16 protein-coding genes and 1 tRNA gene are annotated in these 20,124 nt (G+C 40.8%); 10 read left to right on the top strand and 7 right to left on the bottom strand.

Going from position 1 to position 20,124, the window contains the following annotated elements:
* The first annotated feature begins 109 nt into the window (after nt 1-109).
* The 5 genes from PSH50_RS11960 (at nt 110) to PSH50_RS11940 (ending at nt 3,384) form a co-directional block, all read left to right on the top strand.
* Entirely contained in the window at nt 110-865 is a 756-nt protein-coding gene (locus PSH50_RS11960) for a TonB-dependent receptor (protein ID WP_273609646.1), read from the top strand.
* A 190-nt stretch (nt 866-1,055) separates the two neighbouring features.
* Complete coding sequence (locus PSH50_RS11955) at nt 1,056-1,523, top strand: DUF4405 domain-containing protein (RefSeq protein ID WP_273587941.1); 468 nt, start codon at nt 1,056-1,058, stop codon at nt 1,521-1,523.
* The gene (locus PSH50_RS11950) at nt 1,523-1,816 is read left to right on the top strand and encodes a hypothetical protein (RefSeq protein ID WP_273587942.1); all 294 of its coding nucleotides are present in this window, start codon (nt 1,523-1,525) and stop codon (nt 1,814-1,816) included. Before PSH50_RS11955 ends, PSH50_RS11950 begins: the two co-directional genes overlap by 1 nt.
* 78 nt (nt 1,817-1,894) lie before the next feature.
* A complete protein-coding gene (locus tag PSH50_RS11945) occupies nt 1,895-2,614 on the top strand; it encodes a GDSL-type esterase/lipase family protein (RefSeq protein ID WP_273587943.1) in 720 nt (239 codons plus the stop codon).
* Nucleotides 2,611-3,384 (top strand): polysaccharide deacetylase family protein, encoded by a 774-nt coding sequence (locus tag PSH50_RS11940; protein WP_273587944.1) that lies wholly within the window; start codon nt 2,611-2,613, stop codon nt 3,382-3,384. Before PSH50_RS11945 ends, PSH50_RS11940 begins: the two co-directional genes overlap by 4 nt.
* Nucleotides 3,385-3,638: 254 nt before the next feature.
* On the opposite strand, the gene PSH50_RS11935 is transcribed toward PSH50_RS11940, so the two are convergent.
* Nucleotides 3,639-3,723, bottom strand: a tRNA-Leu gene (locus tag PSH50_RS11935).
* 306 nt (nt 3,724-4,029) lie between these two features.
* Between PSH50_RS11935 and PSH50_RS11930 the strand changes: the two genes are divergently transcribed.
* Entirely contained in the window at nt 4,030-4,530 is a 501-nt protein-coding gene (locus PSH50_RS11930; protein ID WP_004588476.1) for an RDD family protein, read from the top strand.
* A 297-nt stretch (nt 4,531-4,827) separates the two neighbouring features.
* Here PSH50_RS11930 and lptG read toward each other — a convergent pair whose 3' ends face one another.
* Nucleotides 4,828-5,895, bottom strand: coding sequence for an LPS export ABC transporter permease LptG (lptG, locus tag PSH50_RS11925; RefSeq protein WP_031289389.1), 1,068 nt, complete (start codon nt 5,893-5,895; stop codon nt 4,828-4,830).
* Nucleotides 5,892-7,004 (bottom strand): LPS export ABC transporter permease LptF, encoded by a 1,113-nt coding sequence (gene lptF / locus PSH50_RS11920; protein WP_024031637.1) that lies wholly within the window; start codon nt 7,002-7,004, stop codon nt 5,892-5,894. The genes lptG and lptF overlap by 4 nt, the downstream gene beginning before the upstream one ends.
* A 308-nt stretch (nt 7,005-7,312) precedes the next feature.
* Here lptF and pepA point away from each other — a divergent pair, with 308 nt between their 5' ends.
* The 3 genes from pepA (at nt 7,313) to PSH50_RS11905 (ending at nt 12,447) form a co-directional block, all read left to right on the top strand.
* Entirely contained in the window at nt 7,313-8,824 is a 1,512-nt protein-coding gene (gene pepA, locus PSH50_RS11915; RefSeq protein ID WP_029772475.1) for a leucyl aminopeptidase, read from the top strand.
* Nucleotides 8,825-9,092: 268 nt separating this feature from the next.
* On the top strand, nt 9,093-9,539 hold the full coding sequence (locus tag PSH50_RS11910; RefSeq protein ID WP_024031635.1) for a DNA polymerase III subunit chi: 447 nt from the start codon (nt 9,093-9,095) through the stop codon (nt 9,537-9,539).
* A 55-nt stretch (nt 9,540-9,594) separates the two neighbouring features.
* Nucleotides 9,595-12,447 (top strand): valine--tRNA ligase, encoded by a 2,853-nt coding sequence (locus PSH50_RS11905; protein WP_121637037.1) that lies wholly within the window; start codon nt 9,595-9,597, stop codon nt 12,445-12,447.
* 105 nt (nt 12,448-12,552) lie between these two features.
* Here PSH50_RS11905 and PSH50_RS11900 read toward each other — a convergent pair whose 3' ends face one another.
* Nucleotides 12,553-13,821: an outer membrane protein transport protein gene (locus tag PSH50_RS11900; protein WP_029772473.1), complete on the bottom strand. Its 1,269-nt coding sequence runs from the start codon at nt 13,819-13,821 to the stop codon at nt 12,553-12,555.
* Nucleotides 13,822-14,102: 281 nt separating this feature from the next.
* Here PSH50_RS11900 and PSH50_RS11895 point away from each other — a divergent pair, with 281 nt between their 5' ends.
* Complete coding sequence (locus PSH50_RS11895; RefSeq protein WP_029772472.1) at nt 14,103-14,426, top strand: hypothetical protein; 324 nt, start codon at nt 14,103-14,105, stop codon at nt 14,424-14,426.
* Here the strand turns inward: PSH50_RS11895 and PSH50_RS11890 are convergent.
* From PSH50_RS11890 to PSH50_RS11880, 3 genes are all read right to left on the bottom strand, one after another.
* A complete protein-coding gene (locus tag PSH50_RS11890) occupies nt 14,386-15,612 on the bottom strand; it encodes an HD-GYP domain-containing protein (RefSeq protein ID WP_029772471.1) in 1,227 nt (408 codons plus the stop codon). The genes PSH50_RS11895 and PSH50_RS11890 overlap by 41 nt on opposite strands.
* Nucleotides 15,613-15,766: 154 nt before the next feature.
* Nucleotides 15,767-18,373: an EAL domain-containing protein gene (locus tag PSH50_RS11885; protein WP_273587946.1), complete on the bottom strand. Its 2,607-nt coding sequence runs from the start codon at nt 18,371-18,373 to the stop codon at nt 15,767-15,769.
* A gap of 19 nt (nt 18,374-18,392) precedes the next feature.
* Nucleotides 18,393-20,027, bottom strand: a complete 1,635-nt coding sequence (locus tag PSH50_RS11880) for a methyl-accepting chemotaxis protein (RefSeq protein ID WP_273587947.1) — start codon at nt 20,025-20,027, stop codon at nt 18,393-18,395.
* Between the last annotated feature and the right edge of the window lie 97 nt (nt 20,028-20,124).

Genomic DNA, 20,124 nt, shown 5'->3' with positions numbered 1-20,124 from the left:
ATAACCGACGACATTACTTGCTTCATCCTATGTATTAACTCGCTCTAATTCGAGCTAAAGTAATTATGGCTTAAAAAGTTAGGCAGGGATCAGTGCGTTTAACTTGACAGTGGGAGTCATACCAACGTTTGGTTTAGCGGCTAAATACCTAATTAACGATAACTGGAGTGTTAACGCAAGCTCTACAGAGCTGTTTCAAGGTCCTGGCCTGCGCGAAAGCTATGTTGATTACAGTACTAACTTTGATAAAGACCTAAAAGCAGAAACCGGTGTAAATAACGCCATTGGTTTTGCCTTTAAAGATCAAAATATTATGGGCTTAGACTCATTTGGTTTTTCATTAAACCTGTTTAAAACCCGTATTGAAGATTACATAGACAACTGGGCAATTGGTAAAGGTCGCCCAATTGGTACCTATGAAAACTCGGGTGATTACGATATAGATGGTTTTGAATCAACACTTTCACTGCGTAAAGCGCTATTTAGTGCGCGTTTAAGTTACTCTAAGTCAGACTCTGAACAACTAGAGACTGGCGAGCAACTGCGTTATGAAGTAGGTGATAGCATTTCACTAAACCTTGGCTACGAAGTACCAAAATACGACTTGAAATTTAACTGGACCAGCCTAGTTAACAGAACTGATGACTCAGTATCAAGCGGTGCTGATATTCATAAAGTGGGTTATCAGGTTCATAACATCAGCATGCAGTGGCTACCAAGCCAGCTTGAAGCACTAAGCATGACCTTAGGTGTTGAGAATATTTTTGATAAAACGTATTACTCTCACGCTTCATACTCAAGCGACACAGTGCAAGATTACGAAGCGGGTCGTAATGTTAAATTAAGCGCGTCTTACGTTTTTTAATTTAATAACTTGCGCATGATTTAAGGCTCAATATTTTATCGAGCCTTTTGCTGTTTAAGGGGGGCGTACCTTAAATAGCATCAATCATACCAATCCGCAATAATACTTAATCATTTTTAGGGGCTAAACGTGTCGCTATCTGCCTTAAAAAGGCTCTCATTTAGAACAATAAATTATTTCAGGGTCAATAATGTCTGATTGGAAACAAAACTTACAAAAGTTCCGTTATGTAATGGACACCTTACTGCTTATTAGCTTTATGCTAGTAAGTGCACCTCAAGCCACCGGCATCCCTTTACACGAATGGTTTAGCCTATTTTTTATTATCCCTTTTGTTATTCACTTACTACTGCACTGGGATTGGGTAACACGCAGTTTTGGCCGTTTATTTGCCAATATAACAGCACGTGAGCGCTTTAATATAGTGTGGGATTACCTACTTTATTTAATGATGTTATTAGTGTTTGTAAGCGGCTTTTTAGTGTCGGTGGCTCTACTACCCGCACTTAATATTAGTTTAAACATTCAAGACTTTTGGTCGAAAATACATCACAATTCAGCCACCTTTATTATGCCCATGCTAGGTGTGCATTTAGCGCTTAATTTTTCTTGGATAGTAAAATTGACTAAACGCATGTTTGCCAAGGAGGCTAAATAATGAAGCACCTAAAACAACAGTGGAAAACCCGCACCAGCATTGTGTTAGTTGTATCTATTTTAGTGAGCCTTTTACTGGTTAGTTTAGAGCTTACCAACTGGGCCGCACAAATAAATCAGCAGGGATACTCCCACGGTGCAGCTGAGGGTGAAAAGCCGAAAATAGCCCCTATTTTGATGTACATTTTACCCTTTGTAAAAGAGCTTATTTTAATAGGCGTACCGATGTTACTTACTTTAGGGATTGCTAAACTATTAGGCTTAATAAAAAGGATGGTTAAAAACAAAGTCTGAATACGAATGCAACACGTATCAAAAACCGGCGTTTATATATACATTGCTAAGTTAGTATGTCTATAAGCGCAGGTTTTTATGAGTTATAAACCAAGTAATTACACACTCCAACACATCACTTTTCTACTTGGCACATTAATTATAGGTGCTGTATTAATAAGCTTTAAAGCTAATGCCGAAAAGGCAATTCCTTTTCAATCGCAATGGCTAAAAAACCACTATGCTGAGCGTACAGCCCATTTTAAGCTACAACCTTTACGCAAAGGCGATATTGTATTTATTGGCGATAGCATTACAGAGCAAGGGCTAAATTGGAGCATACGGTTTAACGACCTACGCGTAAGAAACCGCGGTATTAGTGGCGATATGACCTACGGTGTTTTAGCGCGTTTAAACGAATTAAAAGCAGCCCCACCTAAAGCTATATTTTTAAAAATTGGTGTAAACGATATTTTTAATTACCATTATATAAAGCAAGTTAAAGACTTAGCATCGGTGAGCAACAATATCGAAAAAATAGTGACTCAGCTCAATAACTCACTCCCAAATACACAAATTTATGTACAAAGTATTTTGCCCGATCATCGCAATTTTATTACGCAAATGGCGCAAACCGTTAACCAACAAATCAAAGCAATTGAGCACGCAAATTTTACCTATATAGACTTACACACCGCATTCTTAGGCCCTCAAGGCACGCTTAATGAAACGCTCACGACCGATGGCACCCATTTAAATAAGTCAGGCTACGCCCTTTGGGCTAAACAACTTGCGCCAATAATGAAAACCTTAAAATGAAGAGTTTATTAATTGCTATATTAATGGCGGCAAGCTTTACGTGTGCAGCCAGTAAAGCGCCTGTAAAAAGCTACCCTAACGGCGCGACTAAAGCTGTTATTTTTAGCTACGACGATGGCGTTATACAAGACAGAAAGCTCGTGGAACTATTTAATAAGTACCAGGTTGTTGGCACATTTAATTTAAACTCAGGATTATTTGCTAAAAAGCTACCGTGGATGAAAGCCTTTACCGGTAAAGAGGGCGAATATATAAAGCAAAGTGAAGTAAAAACACTTTATAAAGGCCATGAAATAGCAAGCCACAGTTACTCACATCCGGGCTTTGCGGGCTTAGATACAGCAGAATTAAAATTACAATTAGCCCGCGACAAGCACATTCTATCTCCCATAAAAGGCAGCCCCTTGCAGTCTTTTGCATACCCTTTAGGCTCTTACGATAAAGCCGCTATGAAATTAGTAAAGCAAGCGGGCTTTACTAATGCCCGAACAGTAAACGACACCCTTAATTTTAAACTCCCTACCAACTACATGGCATGGAATCCAACCGTTCACCACTCAAAAGCAATGCCATTAATAGAGCAATATATTGCGCTTAAAAGCAATAAGCTCACTGTCATGATGATTTGGGGTCATTCGTGGGAATTTGATAAAAACACAGTAAATAACAACTGGGATTACGCCGAAAAGCTCGTTCAAACAATCTCAAATAAAGATGATATTTGGTATGTATCGGCTGGAGAGTTCATCGCGTTTTTAGAGAATAAATAAGCGTGAGCAGTGCTAAGTAAAGCTCATATAAGCCCATTTAAATGAAGTAAGAGTAATTAATTCATCCTGAAGCAGTATCCATACCTCATCTATTAACTCACTTCGAGTAACTGCGAAACTTCGTTTCGGTTCACTCTCACCTAGCGGGCGGACTACCACTGATATTAGCGCCACTCTGAGTGGCCTCGAGTCCGTCCCAACACAAATTTCAGACATAAAAAAACCCTAACCAATTTGGTTAGGGTCATAAAAAGTGGTACCAGCGGCCGGGCTCGAACCGGCACGCCTTTCGGCAGGGGATTTTGAATCCCCCATGTATACCAATTTCATCACGCTGGCGTCATTTTTCTTTAACCTTCTAAACACGAGAAGATAAAGAAAAACCACTTTAGAGCTCAGGATTATTTATGTGCCTTCGTCTCTATGCCAAGCATTATACAAACAATAGGGGTGGCAGCAAGCGTTTTATGACATTAGCCTGATCAACCGCTTAACATTTAGACAGTCTGTGCAAAATGTCGTTTACTGGTTGAAGTATTAAATACAGCTAATAGTAACGCCAAGGTATATCACTGAACTATAGCGCTTAGTATTTGTGAGCTTTTTTGCTAAACTAGCGCGCATATTAACAGTGAGAGTGTATTTATGTCGGGTGAGTTTCCACGAGCTGGTTTTTGGCGTCGTTTTGCGTCGTTAGTTTATGATACGTTAGCTATTATTGCGTTTGCTATGTTAACGGTTGTGCTCTATTTGTTTGCCGTACAAGGGCTTATTTCACTTGATGTTATTAGTTTAAATGGTGCTGAAGATGTATCGGCACTTATTCAAGAGTCACTGCTGCTGTCGAGTATTCGAAGCGCCCTACTTGTTATTGTTACTTTAGTATTTTTTGGCTATTTTTGGACTAAAAGCGGGCAAACTATTGGCATGCGCGCATGGCGTTTAAAAGTACAAACTAGTGAAGGAAACTTAATTAGTTGGCCGCAGTCTATTGTTCGCAGCCTTAGTGCCCTGCTTGGTTTAGGTAATCTTGTGGTATTAATTGATTTTAAAAACAAAAAAGCGCTGCAAGACTATGTCTCAAAAACTGAGGTAATTACTCTTACAAAAGAAGAAAACAAACGTATTTACCGCGAGCTAGATTAATACCCATTTATACCAATGCGCAATAATACTTAATTATTTTGCTGAGCTAACTTGTCGCTACCTGCGTTAAAAAATTCTCATTTACGGCTGCATGGATGCAGAAGGTAGAGCAATGCAGGAGCAATTGCCGAGAACAACTAAATAGCGATTTTTTTCCTAGCTATCAACAGGTTTTTCCAGCCACAAAATTGATCACTTAATTAAGCTGAATGGTATTAGTTTTTGAATAACGCATTATAAAAACAAAAAAGGTGACCATAGGTCACCTTTTTAGTATTAAATAAGCGCTTATAACGGCTATACCCGCTTATTCATCATGTACGTAGCAAAGCCTATAAATAGTATACTTGGCAATACCGCGCCTATAATAGCAGGTATTTGATAAACCATTACCACAGGGCCAAATATCTCATTTATTAAGTGAAATACAATTCCCGTTACTACACCCATAATGATACGCGCACCCATAGTAACGGTACGTAACGGGCCAAATATAAACGACAGTGCAACCAGTAGCATTACGGCAACAGACACAGGCTGCATTAGCTTACGCCACAAGGCCAGCTCATAGGTGCTGGTATCTTGCTCATTTTGCTGTAAATACCCTAAGTACGACCAAAGCCCTGTAAAGGAAAGCGACTCAGGCTTTACCGATACAACACCAAGCTTTTCGCCCGTTAATTGCGAAGGGTAAAACTCTTCATCAATGTGTTCACTGCTTATTTGCTCATCGCTAATATGAACCTTGTTTACATCGCGTAATAACCAACCTTCATCACGACCAATGGCCACTTTAGCTTTGGTTATTTGAGTTAAATCGAGTGACTTATCAAATTGATACATGTGCACACCGTTTAAACGGCCGTTTTGATCTACATCTTCAATATTAATAAAGTTGTTGCCATCTTTAGCCCATACGCCTTTTTGTGCATTGAATACGTCGCCGCCATAAATTGCCTGATTACGCATTTCTTTGGCGTGTTGTTGCGCCTCTGGTGCGCCCCACTCACCAAGAGCCATCATACACACAGCCATAAACACGGCGGTTTTCATTACCGAGCCTATAATTTGCAAGCGCGACATACCCGCAGCTTGCATTACCACCAGCTCACTGTTTGAAGCCAGTGCACCTAAGCCTGTTAAGCCACCAATAAGCGCCGCCATCGGGAAGAATATAACTAAATCGCCCGGCATACTGTAAAAAGTGTAAAGCGTTGCGGTCATTAAATCGTAGCTGCCACGACCAACCGACTTTAGCTGATCAATAAACTTAATTAATGTACTAATCCCTACTAGCACCAACAAAGCAAATCCGGTGGTTTGTAAAATGCTGCGGCCTAAGTACCAATCGAGTGTTTTCATCATGCGCTTAACTCCCGTTTTGTTACAACGGCTTTAAGCCAGGCGCCCAATGGGCGACCTTTTATAATTAATAAACTACCTATAAATAAAGCGCTCAAGTGAATCCACCACAAACCAATTGAAGGCGGTATTTTGCCATCTTCTACGGCAAATTTTGCAGCATTGAGTAAGATAAAATAACCTAAGTACAAGCTAATGGCTGGCACTAATTTAGCAAACTTACCTTGGCGCGGATTAACCACACTTAGCGGTACTGCTATTAACGTTAGTAACGGAATAGAAAGCGGTATTGCAATACGCCACTGCCACTGGGCTATAGATTCAGAGGTATTGAGTGGCAATAGTTGATTAGTAGGTATTGCTTCTAATTTACGGCGCTGATGCTCTATTTCTTGCTCGCGTATTTGTACGCTGTAGCCATCAAACTGCGTTAAATTAAGAGCCGGTGTTTTGCCATCGGTTTCGTAGCGTTTGCCATCGGTTAGCACTAATTGTTGCTCACCGTTTATTGCCTCTACCACCACACCTTGTTCGGCATACACTAAACGTGCAAGATCATCTTTTTCGGTATCTGGCAGCTGCGCTACAAATACTTTGTTAAGCTCTTTACCGCCGTTTTCAATGTTATGAATAAACACCACGGCTTTTTCATTACCGGTTTGTTGAAACCGCCCAGCCCTTAACGCAGATAAACCCGCATCGGCTTTGGCTTGCTCTTTTAATTGGTACTCTTGCTCACTCGCCCACGGCGCAAGGTACATGGTAAGAGAGGCTGCTAATATAGCCAAACCCACACTCGAAATTAAAGTAACGCGTACCACATACCATTCACTCACCCCACAGGCTTTAAGAACGGTCATTTCGCTGTCGGCGTAAATGCGGCTGTAGGCTAAAATAATGCCCAAAAATATACTCAATGGCAGGATCAGCGAAGCTAATTGCGGCAGTTTAAGCGCAATCATCGATAATACTAATTTGGCAGGAATGCTCCCTTCAGAGGCATCTCCTAAAATAACCACAAACTTTTGTGACACAAAAATGGTCATTAAAGTTAAAAATACGGCGACCTGCGATTTTAAAACCTCAGCGGTCAAATAACGAAAAATAAGCAATGCTCGCCCCTGTTAAACATAGAATTTCACTACAATAGTGATAATTTGATAATAAAGTAGCTATTTTACCCAGTTTTATCTGGTAAATAAGTCGTTATTATAAGCTAACAAAATTAATTATCCTACCTAAGTGCACGATATATTGTTGCATTAGTAGCCCTTAAACATATAAAGTTCAATTACACAGTAAGAGTCAGAAAAAATCAGCTAAAATTAAGATTATCTCTACATAAGTTACGTAGCGAAGACTAGATTTTATTTTTTTAGCCCCAATTAATAACGTATATGACTCACAACCAGGAGTAACAATGGAATTTAACGTAAAAAGTGGTAGCCCAGAAAAACAACGCAGCGCGTGTATTGTCGTTGGCGTTTACGAACCACGTAGGTTATCCCCCATTGGTGAACAACTCGATAAAATCAGCGATGGTTATATCTCAAATTTACTACGCCGTGGCGACCTAGAAGGTAAGCCGGGGCAAGTGTTATTATTGCATCATGTACCTAACGTTTTAAGCGAGCGCGTATTGCTTGTTGGCTGTGGTAAAGAGCGCGAGCTTGATGATAAGCAATATAAGCAAATAATTTCTAAAACAATTAATACCTTAAACGAAACCGGCTCAATGGAAGCGGTGTGCTTTTTAACAGAGCAACACGTTAAAGGTCGTGATACCTACTGGAAGGTTCGCCAAGCGGTAGAAACAACACAAGATTGCCTATACACATTTAACCAGCTAAAAAGCAAAAAAGTAGACCCTCGTCGTCCACTTCGTAAAATTGTGTTTAACGTACCAACACGTCGCGAGCTGACCATTGGTGAAAGCGCTATTGAGCATGGCTTAGCCATTGCCGCAGGTAGTAAGCTATGTAAAGACGTAGCCAACATGCCACCTAATATTTGTAACCCTGCTTATTTAGGCGAACAAGCGCAAGAGCTGGCTAGCAATTTTGACAACATCACCGTTGATATTATTGGCGAAGAAAAGATGGCCGAACTAGGTATGAACTCGTACTTAGCAGTTGGTCGCGGCAGTGATAACGAATCGGTTATGTCGGTTATTAACTACAAAGGTGCAAGCGATGAGCAAGCGCCTATTGTGCTAGTAGGTAAAGGCTTAACGTTTGACTCGGGCGGTATTTCAATTAAGCCAGGCGAAGCCATGGATGAAATGAAATACGACATGGGCGGCGCAGCCGGTGTAATTGGCGCTATGCGCGCACTGGCACAAATGCAGCTGCCTATTAACGTAATTGGCGTTTTAGCCGGCTGTGAAAACATGCCAAGCTCTAATGCGTATCGCCCTGGCGATATTTTAACAACAATGTCGGGGCAAACCGTTGAAGTGCTTAATACTGATGCCGAAGGCCGATTAGTATTATGTGATGCGTTAACTTACGTTGAGCGTTTTGACCCAGATACAGTAATTGACGTAGCAACACTAACAGGCGCATGTATTGTTGCCCTTGGTGCACACGCAACAGGTTTACTGTCAAACCACAACCCACTTGCGCATGATTTATTAAAAGCGTCTGAGCAAAGTGGCGACCGTGCATGGCAGTTACCACTGTGGGATGACTATCAAGATCAACTCGATAGCCCATTTGCTGATTTTACAAACTTAGGCGGGCGCTCTGCTGGTACTATTACCGCAGCGTGTTTCTTATCTAAGTTTACTAAAAAGTATAACTGGGCTCACCTAGACGTAGCCGGTACCGCGTGGCGCAGTGGTGCTAAAAAAGGCGCAACAGGTCGCCCTGTTCCTATGCTTACTCAGTATTTATTAAACCGAGCGGGTGTAAGCGAAGCTACGCACGACTAATAACCTAATTAACCTGAGCCTTATTTAGAAAAGCCACTCAGCAGATATTTTTAGCGCTAACAACGTTAAATTTATTTGCCATAGGCAAAAATATTTTAACCAGAGCTTAGGTTATTTAACTTGTATTAAGGCGCCATTTGGCGCCTTTTTTATTGCTGTAATTATCTGGGTATTAATTGAAGCAAACCCTGTTATATGGCAAAATCTGCCTCTTAATTTATGTGTATCAACTATGTGCACATTCAATGTCATGGGAAACCCCGATACAATGAACATGAATGCTCAATTTTTCGTTCTAAAGCAACAAGATGAATCTAAAGCGCAGGCTGATGATCATTTTGCTTTAGCAGCTCAAATTGCCGCAGAGCAGTATCGATTAGGGCATCGTGTATTTATTTTTGTAGATAACGAACACACCGCCTATGCCATTGACGAAACCATTTGGGCATTTGATCCCGACAGTTTTGTGCCGCATAACCTGCAAGGCGAAGGCCCTAAAGCCGGCGCACCAGTAGAAATAGGCACCACGCCTCCTGTTGGCAAACGTAACGTTTTAATTAACTTAGCTAATAACCTGCCTGATTTTATTAGGCGTTTTAGCCAAGTTTTTGATTTTGTACCAGTAGAGTCTGTAGCTAAACAAGCCGCTCGTGAGCGCTTTAAAAAGCTGCGCCAACTTGGTGCCAATATCAGCACGCAAGAGATTAATAGCTAGCCGTTTAGGATAAAGCTAACCAACTAATTTAAGTACTTATTTAAGGTTCTGTGTAATGGATAAAACCTACAATCCGCAAGATATTGAACAGTCGCTATACCAAGACTGGGAACAAAAAGGCTACTTTAAGCCATCTGGCCAAGGCGTACCGTATTCGATCATGATCCCGCCGCCAAATGTCACCGGTAGCTTGCACATGGGCCACGCCTTCCAAGATACAATAATGGATACCCTTACGCGTTTTAAGCGTATGCAAGGTAACAACACATTATGGCAAGTAGGTACTGACCACGCGGGTATTGCAACGCAAATGTTGGTTGAGCGTAAACTACACGCTGAAGAAGGTAAAACACGTCACGATTTAGGCCGCGAAGATTTTATTAATAAAATTTGGGAATGGAAAAACGAATCTGGCGGTACTATCACTAAACAGCTTCGCCGTCTTGGCGCATCGGTTGATTGGGACCGTGAACGCTTTACGATGGACGATGGCTTATCTGAAGCGGTTAAAGAAGTCTTTGTACGTCTTCACAAAGAAAACCTAATTTACCGCGGTAAGCGCCTAGTAAACTGGGATCCAAAATTACACACAGCTATTTCAGACCTTGAAGTTGAAAACAAAGACAAACAAGGCCACATGTGGAATTTGCGCTACCCACTTGCTGATGGCGTTAAAACACAAGACGGCAAAGACTACATTGTCGTAGCAACAACACGTCCAGAAACCATGCTAGGTGACTCAGGTGTTGCAGTAAACCCAGATGACGAACGCTACACAGATTTAATTGGTAAAGAGATTTTACTGCCTATCGTAAATCGTCGTATCACAATTGTTGCAGATGAACACGCTGATAAAGACAAAGGCACGGGTTGTGTAAAAATCACCCCAGCACACGACTTTAACGATAACGAAGTTGGCAAGCGTCATAAAATGCCAATGATCAATATTTTCGATAAAAACGCTGCTATTCTAAGCCAAGGTGAAACATACACCTTTGACGGTAAAGAACTTGAGTTTGATGCGCCAATTCCTGAGCGCTTACACGGCCTAGACCGTTTTGCTGCACGTAAAGCGATTATCGCAGAATTTGAAGAACTTGGTTTACTTGAAAAAATCGAAGACCATGCGTTAACTGTACCTTACGGCGACCGCTCTGGTGTGGTTATTGAGCCACTCCTTACCGACCAATGGTATGTACGTGTTGCACCACTTGCAGAACCTGCAAAAGATGCCGTTAAAAATGGCGACATTCAGTTTGTGCCTAAACAATACGAGAACATGTATTTCTCGTGGATGAACGACGTACAAGATTGGTGTATTTCACGCCAGCTTTGGTGGGGTCACCGTATTCCAGCTTGGTACGACAGCGAAGGCAACGTTTACGTTGGCCGCGATGAAGCTGAAGTACGCCGCGACAACAACATTGCCGATGATGTTGCGCTAAGCCAAGACGAAGACGTACTTGATACCTGGTTCTCATCTGCGCTGTGGACGTTCTCAACGCAAGGTTGGCCAGAGAACACGGATGATTTAAAAACCTTCCACCCGTCTGACGTGTTAGTAACGGGCTTTGATATTATTTTCTTCTGGGTTGCGCGTATGATCATGATGACGCTGCACTTTATAAAAGATGAAAATGGTAAGCCGCAAGTGCCGTTTAAAACAGTGTATGTTACTGGCCTAATACGTGATGACAACGGCGATAAAATGTCTAAGTCAAAAGGTAACGTACTTGACCCACTAGATATGATTGACGGCATCGAGCTTGAAGATTTAGTACAAAAGCGTACTGGCAACATGATGCAGCCTAAACTTGCCGCTAAAATCGAAAAAGACACGCGCAAAGTATTTGCAAATGGTATTGAAGCACACGGTACCGATGCGCTTCGCTTTACCCTTGCAGCAATGGCATCAACCGGTCGTGATATCAACTGGGATATGAACCGCCTAGAAGGTTACCGTAACTTCTGTAATAAACTATGGAACGCAAGCCGTTACGTATTAATGAACACAGAAGAGCAAGATTGTGGCTTCAACGATGCACAAAAAGAGTTCTCATTAGCAGATCGTTGGATATTAGGTCAATTTGAAGCAACGGTTAAAACCTACACTGAGCACCTTGATAACTACCGCTTTGATTTAGCCGCTAACACACTTTACGAATTCACTTGGAACCAGTTCTGTGATTGGTACTTAGAGCTGACTAAGCCGGTATTATTTAAAGGCAATGAAGCACAGCAACGTGGTACACGTAATACACTCATTACGGTACTAGAAAGCCTACTGCGCTTAATGCACCCAATGATGCCATACATTACCGAAACTATTTGGCAGCGCGTTGCACCACTTGCAGGGCTTGAAACTAAAGGCACCAGCATCATGGTACAGGGCTTCCCTGTTTATAATGAAGCAAACGTTGATGCCCAAGCTATGGACGACTTAGAGTGGGTTAAACAGTTTATTTTAGCAATTCGTGTTATTCGTGGTGAGATGGACATTAGCCCTAGTAAGCCACTTAACGTGTTGCTAGCTAACGCATCAAGCGATGATGTGCGCCGTATTAACGAGAACGAGTCATTTATTGCCTCGCTTGCTAAACTTGAATCGTTCACCCTGCTTGAAAACAAAGACGATGCACCAGCGTGTGCAACATCCTATGTTGGCAACCTTGAAATTATGATCCCTATGGCGGGCTTAATTGATGTTGAAGCAGAGCTTGCACGTATAAACAAGCAACTCGAAAAAGCAGAAAAAGGCCTAGCCCAAGTGCAAAACAAGCTGGCTAACGAAAAGTTTGTAAATAACGCACCAGAAGCAGTACTTGCAAAAGAAAATGCTAAATTAGCTGAATTCACTGATGCCAAAACCAAGCTACTTGAGCAAAAAACTAAAATAGAAAGCTTATAATTTTAGTTGCCTGCTAAAGCAATTTAGCAGGCATTAAAAAAGCCGCTCACTGTTAAAGTGAGCGGCTTTTTTGTGCCCTGCGATTAACCACAAGGCACCGCTACATTAAAACTTGTAGTTGTACTGAGCGCCAACAAGTACAGCGTGACCTTTAGACTCAAAGCCCCACTCACTGCCTGACTCATCAGCTTCAGTAAATGTTTGTGTTTTACCACGAATAATACTTACACCTAAATCAACATTTGATTGCGTGTCGATAGTGTAGTTACCACCAAACGAGAACCAAAAACGGTCTGTATCAGGGATAGAGATAGATAGGTGAGTTTGCGATACTGGCGACTCATCAAACGCTACACCTGCACGAAGTAGTAAGTCTTCGTTATATTGATAATCTGTGCCGATAGAGTAACGAAACGCATCGTCAAACTGCTCTTGCTTTTCAAATGCAACAAACTTGTCGCCTGTTGGTGCAGTTACTTGCGCTTCTAGTGACTCAAAGCTGCTCCAACCTGTCCATAATACGCTGTAGTGTAAGCCAAGTTTTTCATCTAACTGGTGAGAACCAGAAAACTCAGCGATAGCTGGTAAGGTTAGCTCTACAGAACCTGGTAGTTGTGCACCACCAGTGCCGCCTACTGCTACTGGTAAGTCATTTGAGAAATCACCTTCAAATGTGATGTCTGTTTCGCTGCGGTAGTTAAAACCAAAACGGCTATTTTCGTCTAGTTGGTACATTAAACCAACGTTTAAACCTAGGCCAGTGTCGTCACCTTGAAGGTTTACTGCATCAGCACCAAAATCAAAGCCACTTGTATTAGCGCCTACTTTACGGATTACGGTTGCATCTGCATAAATGTAGTTTAAGCCAATACCAAAGCTAAATTGCTCAGTTACTTTATAAGCAACGCTTGCATTAAGGTTAACGGTGAAAATTTCTGTCTCGCCTGCAATTTGGCCCGCTACGTAGTCATCGTTAAACTCTGTAGATAAACCAAAGTTAGAAAACGCGCCAAAACCTAGCGATACTTTATCGTTATACGGCATAGTAAAGTAAGCGGCAGGTACAACTGCGCTTGGTGCTATGCTGTCATCATCTAGGGCACTTGGATCAATACCGTTATTGGTTTGCGTCCCTTCTAAGCTCACATCTGGAATTACACCAATAGCAGCAACACTAAGTTGCTTATCTTTAAATAAAGTCATTAATGCAGGGTTGCGAGCAACAACAGACGCATCATCTGCGATAGATGCTTCACCTGCGTATGCACGGCCTAAACCTGACGCGTTTTGCTCTGCTAATTGAAACGCGGCTGCAAAACTATCAGCCGAAACAAATGCAAGCGAAGCTGCAATAAGAGTTTTAGAAAATTTCATTGTTGTGTCCTTAACCAAACAAGCGTTTGGGTATCTATGTGTTGTTATTAGGATTTTAAACTTGGCTACACTACCTTAATTTTTTATAAAAAACTGTAACAAAGCGACAAAAAACACCAAAAAACACGTTTTTTAACTACATTTTAACAACTATTTAAAACTCATCGGAGCAGAAATGTGTTATTAGAGCTTATACTCTAATTGTAATTAATTATCATTTAGATTGACTTGTAATTCCCTGCATTTTAAACTCATTACAAAATCACAAAGGAAGCAAATAGGTGATCATTTTACTTATTATTGCAGGGCTCATTTTTTGTGGCGCCAGTGTGTTTTGTTTTTATAAAGCAAACTATTGTGCCTGCACACAAGCCGGCCAATGCGATAACCCCGTAAACCATTACTGGTTAGGGGCCATGCTAAATGCATTAGTGTCGTTAGCTTTTTGCTGTATTGCACTGCATGTGCAGCAAGGAACATTATTATGGCTAACGTTAATGGCGAGTTGTTTTTTAGGCGCTTATATTTCTGCTAAACGCGAAAAACTTAAACGCTGTAAAAAAGCTAATTCAACAAGTGCTCTTTTAACAAACGAGCCAAATTAATTTGATAGTCGAGTGGCTTGATACTCGACACTATTTTAATACTTTGATCAGGCTCATTTAAGTCTAAGTCTTTAGGGGTGACGTGGTGCCCGTGTTTAGCATTATAAAATAGCTTAACTTTAGGCTTGATGGGATTTGATTTATTGCCCTCGAGCACGAGAGCTAATCGCTCATTGGTTAATTTAACAATAGTGCCTACTGGGTGCACACCTAAACATTTAATAAAGTGCTGTACTAGCTCTGCATCAAATAGCTCTTTGTTAGCCAACAAATAACGCAGCGCATTAATGGGTTCATCCCCTTCTTGATGCGGTCTATCGGCTGTTAACGCATCGTACACATCAACAATCGCCATTATGCGCGCTGGGCGACTAAGCTTTTCAGCTGTTATACCACGCGGATAGCCTGAGCCATCTAATCGCTCATGGTGGTTAACTATCATGTCGAGTATAAGGGGGGTAATGCCTTTTTCACCTTTAACCAAACCTAAACCTTGAGCCACATGGCGTTTAATAATATCCATTTCGCTGCTAGTGAGTTTACTTGGCCTAGAAATAATCCCCTGCGGGAGTTTAGCTTGGCCTAAGTCGTGAAGTAACGCGCCCATAGCAAGCTGCTGCACGGCTTCTTCTTTATATCCTAAATATTTAGCAAATACGGCGGTAAAAATAGCGCAGTTAATCATGTGGCGCCAATTGTAGCTATGTTTGTCTTTTATGCGGGTTAAAATGGTCATTGCGCTGGTATTTCTAAATACCGAGCTGACTATATCGTTAGCCATTTCATCAATCACCTTTAAATTAACCGACAACCCTGTGGTTACATCGCCATACAAAGCTTGCAGCTTGCGATTATGCTGCTCAAAGTTGATGCTGGCTTTGGCAAATTCTTGCTCAAGGGTAATCGCAGGTTTTACAGCGGGTGGTTTTGTTTTACTGCTTGAAGTGGTGCTCTTTTGTGGGGGCGCACTCTTAGGTTTGTACTTATCGGGTATGGCGGCATCGCCTTTGGTAAAGTCGATAAGCAGCTCTAAAACGCCTTCGGTTACTAAGCGTTTTATAATTGCCTGGTTTCGCACTAAGCCACTGGTTTTTATTTTTATACTGTTGAGCCCTTCATGCTGTTTGGTAACACTGTCAACAAACATACCTGGGGTGAGCTCTGAAATGGGTAACGCGATGAGCATGGCAGAAGCGTTTTCTACAATTAAATATGCCTACTAAATAGCATTGTTTAACCCTAAAAGTCTACTTTTTGAGATTTAGCAAATAATAAATAACTAGATCCATACTAAAAAGTACAAATCTAGTTATTTCATATTAAGTATTAAGCATTAAGCATTAAGCATTACATTGTGTTGCCAACATACTATGTATTGAATCGCTCGATATAGGCTTTGACAATAAAAACCCTTGTACTTGGTTGCAGCCATTATCTTGTAAAGTTTTGAGTTCGCTTTCCATTTCAACGCCCTCTGCAATCGCTATTAAATTAAAATTATGAGCAAGCGTTATAATGGCCTCTACGATAGAAACATCACTTTTACTATCAAGTTTAGAGATAAACGAGCGATCAATTTTTAATTTGTCAGCGGCAAATTGCTTTAAGTAAGCCATATTAGAGTAACCGGTACCAAAGTCATCTATCGCAAATTTAACACCAAGCTCTTTTAGAGCAGAAATAATAGTTGTTACTTTTTCTGATGATTCTAATAATGCCGATTCGGTCACTTCAAGCTCGAGTAGTTCAGGGCTTAATCCCGACTCAGACAACGCACTCTTTACATCACTTACAAGGCAGCCCTGTGTAAAGTGATGCGCAGAGCAGTTAATAGCTAATACAATTTTTTGATTATATTGCGCTTCCCACTTTGCGGCTTGCTCGCATGTTTGGTTTAAAATCCATTGCGTAATAGGAATAATCAAGCCACTTCGCTCTGCTGCCGGTATAAATTCAGCAGGTGAAACTTGCCCAAGCTCTGCATGCTTCCAGCGTAATAAGGCTTCCACACCAACAACTTTACGACTATTTATATCAAACTGCGGTTGGTAGTCTAAATAAAGATCGTGCTGCTCAAATGCTTGCCTTAATTGTGTTTGCACATAAAGCTTACGAACCCCTTCTTCACCCATATGCGGTGCGTAAAAACTATATGCATTTTTACCACTGTCTTTTGCATCATAAAGCGCAACATCAGCCGCTTTTAGCATTTCTTCAAAGCTTGTTTCATGCTCTGGATAACGCGCAACGCCAATAGAAGGCGTAATAACAACTTGGTAGTCGTCAATTACAAATGCGGTATTAAACAAAAATAGCATTTCTTTTAATAAAATATTTAGCTGAGCAAGCCCTTGAGTATTGGCTAATAGTAAAAATTCATCTCCCCCTAAACGCGATATAAAATGGCTTTCATTATTAAATTGCTGCAAACGTTTTGCTACTTCAACTAACACTAAATCGCCAGCGCCATGCCCTAATGAGTCGTTAATCGCTTTAAAGTTGTCTAAATCAAGTAAAATGAGCACAACTTCTTGTTGCGTGTAACGGGCCTTAGCAACAGCTTTATCAAACTCTTCGGTTAGCTTCCAGCGGTTAATTAAGCCTGTTAACGGGTCATGCATCGCCATATAAGCTAGTTTTTCGGCTGCGGCTTTCTGTTCAGATATATCATGAACACTAATAAATGCGCCAAGCAGCTTTTGCTCTTGCAAGTTTGGATACGCTCTAATTTCTAACGAAAAGGTATGGCCGTGATCATTCGTGTACTCTAATAGCTCAGCCGAGAACTCTTTTGCACTATTTATGTTATCAAGCAAGCTAGGTATAAATGTCGCGTTATGACCAAACAACTCGTTTAGCGTGTAATTTGCATCAACCACATCTTGAGCTATAGCCGTGAGTTTATAAGCCGCTTTATTTAAATAGCGACATCCCCCGTCTAAATTCACAATAATAATTGGTTGGCCTATGCTATCGAGCAATAACTTGGTTTGTATCTCGTGTAGTTTTAAACTTTCTAGTGCGGTGTATTCACGCTTTACCGATAACCCTAACTTATTGTTAAACCAATATACTAAAAACAACATAGCGCCACTTAAGCCAATGGCTATGTATACATAAATAATCCACTCGGCTAAGTAATCTTTTACTGCTAAGCCGGTGACTAGATAAAGGGCGGTGTCGCCTATGCGCTTATAGTTATATAAACGGTTCTTTTTATCGTAGTAATCAGCACTTTTTAAGGTGCCTGAGTTTGACGTACTCACCATGCTATCTAAAAGCTTAGGGTAGTTTTGCTCAGAGCTAGGTAAAAGGCGTGGGTAATGGATTAAATCACTATATGTATTATCTAAACGTATAGCTAATATGCCATGCTTACCCACATCTATAGAGGCAAAAAGTGCAGTAATTGCATCCAGTGGCATTTGTGTAGAGACCCAGCCCGACAACTCGCCACTTCTTTGTGTAGGAATAATAAGATGCAGAGAGTTATTGCCTTGATCGGCGTATAACGTTTCACGCAAAGGCGGTTTTGCTTTAATAAAGCTTTCAAGCTCTACGTGCTCTGCCCCAAGGACAATATCGCCTAAAGAGTTGTATACGTTTATATTTGCCAGTGAGTATTGCAGCGACTGGTTATAAGCGAACACTTCTTGCTTTTGTAAAATCTCCTGCTGATTTATAAACTGATCTATTTTTCTTAGCGAGCTTAAACGCGGAAAAATAAGACCATCATAAATACGTGACTCTAATGCTAAATTAAGATTGTACTGTTGCGCTATGGTGTGCTTTTGAATTTGCGTATAACTCATGTACAAAAAGCAGCAAAGTAACAGTAATGTCCCGCCCCAAAAGCTTGCCCACTTAAAGGTTTTATTAACTAAAAACGACTTTATATTTAGCTTAGGTTTAGTTTTATCTAGCTCAACACCAATAATGCTATTCATGTATTTATAACCTTAACAGTTAAATTTTAAAGCTCATCACAGCATCATTAAGATCTGCCGCTAAATTATTAAGTTCCTGCGTAGCAACAAATGTCTGATTTGCGCCACTGGCCGTAGAGGTAGATAACTCTTTTACATTGTCTATATTTCGGTTGAGCTCTTTCGTTGCCATAGCTTGTTGTTCTGTGGCTGTAGCAATCACAATATTTTTACCGTTTATCTCACTAATTGCCCGCGTTACTTTATCAAGTGAGGTGCTTACTTGCTCAGATTGAGTGAGGGTATAGCCTGCTTTTTGCGAGCTCTCTTTTAAAGACTCCACGGTGTTTTTGGTATGGTGTTGAATGTTACTAATTAACGACTCAATCTCTTTAGTAGACTCTTGCGTACGATGAGCAAGCGATCTTACTTCTTCTGCAACAACAGAAAAACCGCGGCCATAGTCTCCTGCACGAGCAGCTTCAATAGCGGCATTAAGTGCAAGTAGGTTGGTTTGATCGGCAATACTTTGAATAACGACCAAAACACTGGCTATTTCATCTGTGCTTTTTTCGAGTGAGCTGGTGCTGCTAGATACGGCTAATACTTCATTTACTAACTCAGAAATTGCGCGCATTGACTCATCTAAATTAGCCTTTGCTTGCTGCGCATCTTGGTCGGATGATTGCGATAACGCCGAGGTGACACTGGCATTATGCGAAACTTCGTCAATCGCAATATTCATTTGCGAAATTGATTCTGAAGACTGATCTATTTGCTCACTTTGCGAGCGTAAATCATTATTACTTTGCGCCATCACTTCATTAATTTGAAATGCAGCTGAGGACAGGTTTTGTGAGCTTAAAGTAATTTTTTCAACCATGCTTGATAAGTTATGCTGCATTGTGCGCATACTATGAAAAAGCAAACTGGTTTCGTCATTATGTGCTTCGTTAATTTCAATTTGGTTGTTTAAATTGCCCTGTGAAATGCTATTTAACAGTATTACAGCCTGATTCAGTGGAGTAACAATACTGCGAATAAACAACATTCCCAGCAATATATTAATTATCACAGCGGCTAAAATAACAGCAACAAGAATTATGATTGCGTTATTGAATGTTTGATCCGCAGAGCGAGTTGCTTTGCTCACGCCCACTTCATTATATTTAATAAGTGCGCCTAAGTGGCGGTATAGCTCACTGCCTTTAACAGCCAGCTCTTTATTGAGCTCAATTGAGCGCTGCTGGCTTAGCGAGTTGTTTTCTATTTTGCCAATAAGCTCATTTAGGCTTTGAAAATAAGTATTAACCGCAGTACTGAGCTGATTAGCTATTGCGGTTTTTTCTGGATCATTATGTGCATTTTTTAAAGTAAATAAGGTGGTTGTAATATTTGCTTCGTTTTGCACAATAATTTGTTTACTCGTGGCAATCACTGAGGAGAGCTCTGTGGCACGAATGCGCTGACCTTCTAAGCGAATACTCGCAATATCATTACTTAGCTCTTGCGCTTGTATAAGGCCTGGCACCCAATACTCATTAATGGTGTTCGTTATAGAGTTAACTTTAGATAAAACAAAAAAAGCACCGCTACCAATTAGGCATGATACTAATGTTAAAAATGCGCAAAATAATACAGCTCGTTTTGCGATGCTTACTTTTCTAATATCCATTATATTTCACAGTAGTTTAAATTGTGCGCAATGCTACGCTGTAAACTTTATAATGAAAATTGTACTCAAATGTTACTGTATCTGTACGTGCGTATGT

The organism is Pseudoalteromonas sp. Angola-7 (genome assembly GCF_028599255.1).
In the GTDB taxonomy this organism is placed as follows: domain Bacteria; phylum Pseudomonadota; class Gammaproteobacteria; order Enterobacterales; family Alteromonadaceae; genus Pseudoalteromonas; species Pseudoalteromonas atlantica.
Note: the sequence above shows the minus strand (reverse complement) of the source record. Positions and strands in the feature narration are given on the sequence as shown.

Coding starts and splice junctions, on each gene's coding strand:
- PSH50_RS11955 (WP_273587941.1), top strand. CDS start 1,056: ATGTCTGATTGGAAACAAAACTTACAAAAGTTCCGTTATGTAATGGAC.
- PSH50_RS11950 (WP_273587942.1), top strand. CDS start 1,523: ATGAAGCACCTAAAACAACAGTGGAAAACCCGCACCAGCATTGTGTTA.
- PSH50_RS11945 (WP_273587943.1), top strand. CDS start 1,895: ATGAGTTATAAACCAAGTAATTACACACTCCAACACATCACTTTTCTA.
- PSH50_RS11940 (WP_273587944.1), top strand. CDS start 2,611: ATGAAGAGTTTATTAATTGCTATATTAATGGCGGCAAGCTTTACGTGT.
- PSH50_RS11930 (WP_004588476.1), top strand. CDS start 4,030: ATGTCGGGTGAGTTTCCACGAGCTGGTTTTTGGCGTCGTTTTGCGTCG.
- lptG (WP_031289389.1), bottom strand. CDS start 5,895: ATGATGAAAACACTCGATTGGTACTTAGGCCGCAGCATTTTACAAACC.
- pepA (WP_029772475.1), top strand. CDS start 7,313: ATGGAATTTAACGTAAAAAGTGGTAGCCCAGAAAAACAACGCAGCGCG.
- PSH50_RS11910 (WP_024031635.1), top strand. CDS start 9,093: ATGAACATGAATGCTCAATTTTTCGTTCTAAAGCAACAAGATGAATCT.
- PSH50_RS11905 (WP_121637037.1), top strand. CDS start 9,595: ATGGATAAAACCTACAATCCGCAAGATATTGAACAGTCGCTATACCAA.
- PSH50_RS11900 (WP_029772473.1), bottom strand. CDS start 13,821: ATGAAATTTTCTAAAACTCTTATTGCAGCTTCGCTTGCATTTGTTTCG.
- PSH50_RS11890 (WP_029772471.1), bottom strand. CDS start 15,612: ATGCTCATCGCGTTACCCATTTCAGAGCTCACCCCAGGTATGTTTGTT.
- PSH50_RS11885 (WP_273587946.1), bottom strand. CDS start 18,373: ATGAATAGCATTATTGGTGTTGAGCTAGATAAAACTAAACCTAAGCTA.
- PSH50_RS11880 (WP_273587947.1), bottom strand. CDS start 20,027: ATGGATATTAGAAAAGTAAGCATCGCAAAACGAGCTGTATTATTTTGC.